This is a genomic window from Thermodesulfobacteriota bacterium (assembly GCA_040755095.1).
Classification (GTDB): Bacteria; Desulfobacterota; Desulfobulbia; order Desulfobulbales; family JBFMBH01; genus JBFMBH01.
Map to the genome: position 1 here is coordinate 21,893 of JBFMBH010000041.1, position 7,095 is coordinate 28,987.

Genomic DNA, 7,095 nt, shown 5'->3' on the forward strand with positions numbered 1-7,095 from the left:
TCGGACGGAGGCGGATTCACACCCCCAGCCGACGAGATCAGGAGCTTCGCCGGTTGGGAGAACCGAGGGGAGTCATAAGGGGATCGTTCATGTGTGCACATGATGGGCAATTCAACGTGGCGGTGGCTGGCGCCACCGGCGCCGTGGGCAAGGCCATGCTGGAGGTGCTCGCGCGCCGCGACTTTCCGGTCAACGACCTGCGCCTCCTGGCCTCCGAGCGGTCGGTGGGCAAGAAGCTCATGTTCCGGGGCGAGGAGATCCCGGTCATGCAGCTCACCAAGGACTCCTTCCGGGGCATCGACATCGCCCTGTTCTCGGCCGGCGCCGCCCGTTCCCTGGAGTTCGCGCCAGCAGCGGCGGCGGCCGGCGCCGTGGTCATCGACAACTCCTCCGCCTTTCGCATGGATCCCGCGATCCCACTGGTGGTGCCGGAGGTGAACCCGGATGCCATCGCCTTGCACCGCAACCGGGGCATCATCGCCAACCCCAACTGCTCCACCATCCAGATGGTGGTGGCCCTGAAGCCCCTGCACGACCGGGCCCGCATCAGGCGCATCGTTGTCTCCACCTACCAGGCGGTCTCCGGCACCGGCGCCAAGGCCATCGAGGAGCTGGACCGTCAGGTGCGGGCCTATGCCGCCGGCAAGCCCATGGAGGCCCAGGTCTACCCGTACCAGATCGCCTTCAACTGCCTGCCCCACATCGACGTCTTCCTCGACAACGGCTATACGAAAGAGGAGATGAAGATGGTCCACGAAACCCGGAAGATCCTTGGTGACCAGACCATCGGGGTCACCGCCACCACGGTGCGGGTACCGGTCTTCTACGGCCATTCCGAGGCGGTGAACATCGAGACCGAAGAGAAGCTCACCGCAGCGGTGGCCAAGGAGATTTTGGCCGGCGCCCCGGGGGTGCGGCTGGCGGACGACCCGGACAACAAGGTCTACCCCATGGCCATCGATGCCGCCGGCGCCTTCGAGACCCTGGTGGGCCGTATCCGGGAGGACGAGTCCATCGCCAATGGCCTCAACCTGTGGATCGTCTCGGACAACATCCTGAAGGGCGCGGCCTTGAACGCGGTGCAGATCGCCGAGGTCCTCTGCCAGGAGTACCGCTAGCGTTTTGCGGATCATCGCCGGCACGGCCCGGGGCCGACGCCTGGCGGTGCCGGCCGGCCGGTCGGTGCGGCCCACCGCCGACCGGGCCCGGGAGGCCCTGTTCTCCATCCTCGGCCCGCGGGTGGCCGGCGCCCGGGTGCTGGATCTCTTTGCCGGCACCGGCGCCCTTGGCCTGGAGGCCTTGAGCCGGGGCGCGGCCAGTGCCGTTCTCGTGGACAGCCAGCCCCAGGCCCTGGCCATCCTGGCCCGCAACGTCGAGGCCTGCGGCTTCGGGGATCGGGCCCGGATCCTGGCCCGGGACCTCGACCGCGGCCTGGCCTTTCTCGAGCCCCTGGCCGGCCCCCAGGGCTTCTCCCTGGTCTTTCTCGATCCTCCCTACCGCCAGGGCCTGGCGGCCCGGACCCTGGAGGGCTTGGCCACCGGCCGCCTGGTGGCCGCGGGCGGCTGGGTCGTGGCCGAGGAGGCCGCCGGCCAGGAACTGCCCGCTCTCGCCGGCCGCCTCGCCATCGCCGACCAGCGCCGCTACGGCGAGGCCGGCTTCTGGCTCTACCTTTGCGGCTAGGCCCCACCCACCACCTGCCATGAGCGACTACCAGCCCTTCGTTTCGCCGGACCTGCCCTACCGCCTGGCGGTCTACCCCGGCACCTTCGACCCCATCACCAACGGCCACCTGGACATCATCCAGCGGGCGCTCATGATCACCGACCGGCTGGTGGTGGCGGTGGCCGAGAGCACCGGCAAGTCGCCCCTGTTCGATCTGAAGGAGCGGCTTGCCATGGCCCGGGCCTGCTTCGGCGTCCATGAGGACCGCATCGAGGTGGCCAGCTTCTCCGGCCTGCTGGTGGACTTCGCCTACACCCGGGGCGCCCGCATCATCATCCGCGGCCTGCGGGCGGTGTCGGATTTCGAATACGAGTTCCAGCTCGCCCTCATGAACCGGCGGCTGGAGCGGGAAGTGGAGACGGTCTTTCTCATGACCGGCTTCCGCTGGATCTACATCAGCTCCAGCATCATCAAGGAAGCGGCCCGCTTTGGTGGCGATGTCAGCGGCCTGGTGCCGGACCACGTCTGCGAGGCGCTCAGGAGGAAGTATCTGGCCGGACCGGGCTGAGGGGGGAGAGTTGCCATGCGCGGCGCACACCCGAATGGATGAAACGCCGGAAGCCCGCCATGGTGGTCTCCCATAGGTCCTATAGGTCCTATAAGTCCCATGGGGCCATGGGAGCCATGGGACCTGTGGGTTGCCATACGCAAGGCGCTAAAAAATGAATGAACCGCCCGGCGACCCCGAGGGGAGGCTCAGGGAGGGAAAGCGGCGGTCAGGGCCTGCTGGACGGCGGCGAGGAGGCCGGGCAGGGCGGGGCTGGGGGAGAGGTCGGAGGTCCGGGGCAAGAGGGCGCGGGCGCGGCCGGCCATCTTGACCGCGGCAGCGTCATGGCCGGCTTCCCGGTGCACCAGGGCGCCGGCGGCCAGGATCAGGCCGTGCAGGGCAGCGCGCTCCTGCCCCCGGGCCCGGCGCCAGCGCCCTTCGATGAGCTCGTGCACCTCGAAGAACAGGCCCTGCTCCCACAAAGCGGCCAAGGCCTGCCACCAGCCGCTGTCATCTGTCACTGGCCCGCGGCCGAGAACCGTAGTGTAACCGGCGAGCCGCCGGTCAAGATAGTCCAGGTGCACGGCCGCCAGCCGGGGCCGGAAGCCGGCCGCCACCGCGAGCACGGGGTCCGGCTGGCCGCTGGCCAGGGCCGCGGCCAGGGCCTGGGACAACTGGTTGCGCAGATCCCGGGCCAGGCGGTCGCCAAAGGGATCAAAGGAGGAATAAGGCATTCGATGAGCGCTGCTCCGGTGGTGCCCGCTCGGGACGATCTCGTCTGCGGGCCATTCTCGGGTCAGGCCGAGGAGGTGGCCTGCCCTTTGTGCCAGCCGGCGCCGCCGCCGGTTCTGGTCTTCCGCAAGGCCAACGGGGTGGGCATCTGGCGCTGCCCCGGCTGCGACATCCTCTACGCCTCGCCCCGCTTCACCGAGGCCTCGCTTCTGGCCATCTACGAGAGCCCGGCCTTCTTCGCCGCCGGCTATGTGGAGCGCCTGGCCGGCTGGAGCTACGAGACCTGGCCGCGCCGGGAGCCGCAGGAGTACCACATCGCCCGGCTCAAGGTCAACCTGGTCCGGCAGCATCTCGGCCCCGGGGCCCGGATCCTCGACGTCGGCTGCCATATCGGCCTGTTCTGCCGGGAGGCCCAGGAGCAGGGCCTGGCCGCCGAGGGCCTGGAGCCCAGCCGCATGCTGGCCGACCTGGCCGGCCGCACCACCGGGGTTACAGTCCACAACCAGCTCCTGGAGGACTTCGCGCCCGCCACGCCCTACCAGGGCCTGGTGGTCTGGGACGTCCTGGAGCATGTCTACGACCCGCTGCGGCTCCTTGCCCACTGCCACCGTCTCACCGGCCCGGACGGCTATCTGTTCCTCCAGGTGCCCAGCCACCGGGGCCTTGCCGACCGCTACAAGACCCTCCTCTGCCGGCTGGGCCTCAAGCGCTGCGACTTCAAGCACTTCGGCTTCCCGTGGCACGTCTATTCCTTCAGCCCCGCCTCCCTGCGCCGCCTGCTGGCCCGGGCCGGCTATCAAGCCATCCTCGTGGAATCCTGGTCCCACCATATGAAGGAAGGCCGCACCGGCCCCCTGGCCCGCCTGGCCGCCGCCTTTGTCCGCCGCCGCTGCTGGACCGACTACATCGTCGCCGTCGGCCAGCGGGGCTGACCGCAGGTCCAAGCACCACCGCCCCTCAGCCGGGCCAAAGATCCAGGGGACTGCGCGCCTCCTTGATGGTCGTGCTCGGCACGGTGTGGGTATAGATCATGGTGGTACGCACGTCGCTGTGCCCCAGGAGCTGCTGGATGGTGCGGATGTCGAAGTTGGCCTGCAGCAGGTGGCTGGCGAAGCTGTGGCGGAAGGTGTGAGCCGAGGCGCGCTTGCCGAGCCGGGCCTTGGCCACCGCCTCCTTGATCGCCCGTTGGACATGGGATTCATGGAGGTGGTAGCGCCGCATCTCCCCGGATTCCGGCACCCGGGTCAGGCTCCTGGCCGGGAAGAGCCACTGCCAGACGAATTCCCGGGCCGCATGGCGGTATTTGCGCTCCAGGGCATTGACCAGAAAGACCCCGGCGCAGCCCCGCTCCAAGTCCTGCTGGTGCAGGGATTTCAGGCCTTCGATCCGGGCCCGGAGATCGGAGCGCACCGCCTCCGGTATCGGCACCGTCCGATCCTTCTGGCCCTTGCCGTCATGCACGGTCAGAACCCCGGCAGAGAAATTGATGTCCTGCACCCGCAGCCGCAGGCACTCGAAGAGCCGCAGGCCGCAGCCGTACAGAAGCCGCACCACCAGATCGAAAGGGTCCTCCAGGTACGCCAGGACCGCCTGGATCTCCTCCCGGGACAGCACCACCGGGATGTACGGCCGGCGCTTGGCCCGGACCACGCCCTCGACCTTGCCGAACTCCTGATGGAGGACATGGCGGAAGAAGAACAACAGGGCATTGAAGGCCTGGTTCTGGGTGGACGCCGAGACGCCCCGCACCACAGCCAATTGGGTCAGAAACCCCTTGACGTCCGCCGGCGTCAGCTCGGCCGGTGGCTTGCTGCGGGTGAAGGTCTGGAGCTTAGCCAGCCAGTGCTGGTATGTGCGCAGGGTTCGTGGCGAGTAGTGCCGGAGCCGGATCTCCTCGGCCAGCCGGTCGAATTCCCCTTTCCAGGAGATCCCTGTCCGCGGCTGACTGGCCGGGCCAGTCGGCGGAGCCGAAGCCGGCGCTGGTGACGCCGGCTCCTGCACCCGCGGCAATGGCTCCGGGAACGCCGTCGCTTCCCGAACCGTGGCCCCGGCCACCGGGAGCCGGTGCCAGGGCTCCCCGCCCCATGCCTTCCCTGCCGGAGGTGCCGCGGCGGCTGAAGTCTGCCCGGGGGATGGCACCCTCCGGGCCACGGAGCCATTCCCCGAGGCCTGCGGCTGTTCCGGCTTTCCGGCAGAGGCCGGCGCAAGGACCGACCGCGTTTCCCCCAGCGGTGCTGCAGCGGCGGCCGCGGTCCGCGACTCCGGGGCAGAACGTTGCGCCGGACCCTCGGTAGCCTGCGGCCGCCCAGGCGCACCCGGTGGCCCAGGGGGCTCTTCCCTGGATTCCTCCCCAGATATCAGCTCCAGATAGAACGACACCGCCTGCGAGGCCTGCTGCCGCTGTTGTTCGTTCTGCCGCCTGTCCTGGAGCTTCCCCAGAAAGGGGGCCAGGCTGTCCCCTTGCCTGTCCGGCAGCTGATACTTGCCGCAGAAATCCAGGTAGTAACGGAGCCATTTCAGGAAAGCGCCATGGGCTTGCCCGGGAATCGCCTTTTGCCGCAGGAATGCCAGGAATCGAGCCTGCAAGGCCGGGGAAACGTTGAGCATGGAGGATATCCTGTGTGTGTTAGCTAGCCAGACTGTGGAGATATACGGAAAGAATGCGTGAAAATTTTTCCCTTGTCAACCAAGTGCCCGGCCGACTATTACTTAGCGAAATCGGGGGGATGAACGTAGCCCTGTCAGGGCAAGTGAGGTCCGTCGGGACATGCCAGGAAGCACTGCCGCCTACCGCGGCGGAGATACACAGAAACCATCGAATTGCTTGTTCCCGGCGACTCCGTCGCCGGGAATCGCGGCGCTGACTTCGCCGCGATTGGGCTCACCCGCTCAACCGGCAGTAGGTTCGCCGGTTATAAGAAAGAGACTGGTCGGCTTCGAGAGGCGACACAAAGAGCGTGGCGATACCGGCTTACGGCCGGCGTTTGGTCCCGTAACCTTTTGGCGGCGACAAGACGAGCGCGGCGGACAAAGACTTCTTCGACGGGCTCGTAACTTTCACGATTAGCCAGCAACTGCACAAGCCTGGAGCGACTTGGACTTCAAAGAGCAGTAGCCTGCGGTCTTTGGAAATGACATCGCGAGCGCCTCGGATTTTGGCTTGACAAAAACACAACTCCGCGAGACGACGAGCGACAAAGCGAGCGCGGGGCGACTCGGCCCAACGCCCACGGCGTCGCCCCAGGACATGAAAATAGCGTGTGCATTTACGACGTTGAAATGTTGGGGTTCCCTCGTCACCCAACCTACCAAACGATGATCAAAACCCCATAAAGGTATTCTCATGAACAAAGTGTCCTCAGTCTTGGCGAAGTTGCACGAGATCGCTATGACCTTTTCCCGTCCGATGGAGGGACAGCCACTCCGCGAGGTATTCCAAGGGATGTCTGCCACACTCCTCGATCTTTTCGACGTGGATCATGCAACAATCACCTTGTTGGATGAAGGACGACGGTTCTTTATAGTCGAAGCCGAATACCCGCAGCTGTCGAAGCCACTCGTGGGCGAGCCAATTCCCATCCAAGATAGGGCCTCGCAGCATAGTCTTGTGAGTCGCCAGGAGTCCATTGTCGTCCATGATTTAAATGACCACGTCCTCATGTCTGAGTCGCCCAGTTTTCGCCAAATAGTCCAAGACCTCGATATTAGATCCGTACTGATTGTACCCATGGTGACCGATGGTAAAGCCATTGGGACAATCAGCCTCGACACGATTGGGCGGACCAAGTTATTCTCGAAGGAGGAGGTCGAGCTATGCCAGACCGTCGCCAACCAGGTGGCCGCCTTCGTCGCGATCACTAGGTTGATCGAGGAACAGCAAAAGTATCGGCGACAAGCTGGATTGGTCGCACCAGTACCAAGGCGAACAGTTCTGTCCGACCGTGAAGAGAAAAGCTCGCAGACGATCTTCGGTGATTTGGCAAAGGGGGTGCATTACACGTTTATCCCCGACGAGAATCATTCCTGGCGTTCCTGGCAAGGTAGCATTTTGAGGGAAATCCTGCATGGCACACCCCACTTGGGGCTTACGTTCAAACCGTCGGCGGTGGAGCCTTGCCGGGCAAGGAGGCAAGGCATGGAGCAACCTCTCGGCA

General features: G+C 65.9%; 7 protein-coding genes. 5 read left to right on the plus strand and 2 right to left on the minus strand.

What is annotated here, in order from left to right; translation table 11 throughout:
• The first annotated feature begins 89 nt into the window (after positions 1 to 89).
• From AB1634_08290 to coaD, 3 genes are read left to right on the plus strand one after another with little or no spacing between them, the layout of a single operon-like run.
• A complete protein-coding gene (locus AB1634_08290) occupies positions 90 to 1,118 on the plus strand; it encodes an aspartate-semialdehyde dehydrogenase (protein MEW6219520.1) in 1,029 nt (342 codons plus the stop codon).
• Positions 1,119 to 1,122: 4 nt separating this feature from the next.
• Entirely contained in the window at positions 1,123 to 1,680 is a 558-nt protein-coding gene (gene rsmD, locus AB1634_08295) for a 16S rRNA (guanine(966)-N(2))-methyltransferase RsmD (GenBank protein MEW6219521.1), read from the plus strand.
• A gap of 19 nt (positions 1,681 to 1,699) precedes the next feature.
• The gene (gene coaD, locus AB1634_08300) at positions 1,700 to 2,230 is read left to right on the plus strand and encodes a pantetheine-phosphate adenylyltransferase (protein ID MEW6219522.1); all 531 of its coding nucleotides are present in this window, start codon (positions 1,700 to 1,702) and stop codon (positions 2,228 to 2,230) included.
• Between the two features lie 188 nt (positions 2,231 to 2,418).
• Here coaD and AB1634_08305 read toward each other — a convergent pair whose 3' ends face one another.
• Positions 2,419 to 2,943: a DUF309 domain-containing protein gene (locus AB1634_08305; protein ID MEW6219523.1), complete on the minus strand. Its 525-nt coding sequence runs from the start codon at positions 2,941 to 2,943 to the stop codon at positions 2,419 to 2,421.
• Positions 2,944 to 2,946: 3 nt separating this feature from the next.
• On the opposite strand from AB1634_08305, the gene AB1634_08310 reads away from it, so the two are divergent.
• The gene (locus tag AB1634_08310) at positions 2,947 to 3,873 is read left to right on the plus strand and encodes a class I SAM-dependent methyltransferase (GenBank protein MEW6219524.1); all 927 of its coding nucleotides are present in this window, start codon (positions 2,947 to 2,949) and stop codon (positions 3,871 to 3,873) included.
• Positions 3,874 to 3,898: 25 nt separating this feature from the next.
• Here the strand turns inward: AB1634_08310 and AB1634_08315 are convergent, their stop codons facing one another.
• A complete protein-coding gene (locus AB1634_08315) occupies positions 3,899 to 4,942 on the minus strand; it encodes an integron integrase (protein ID MEW6219525.1) in 1,044 nt (347 codons plus the stop codon).
• A 1,387-nt stretch (positions 4,943 to 6,329) separates the two neighbouring features.
• Between AB1634_08315 and AB1634_08320 the strand changes: the two genes are divergently transcribed.
• A partial coding sequence (locus AB1634_08320) for a GAF domain-containing protein (GenBank protein ID MEW6219526.1) occupies positions 6,330 to 7,095 on the plus strand: 766 nt, incomplete at its 3' end.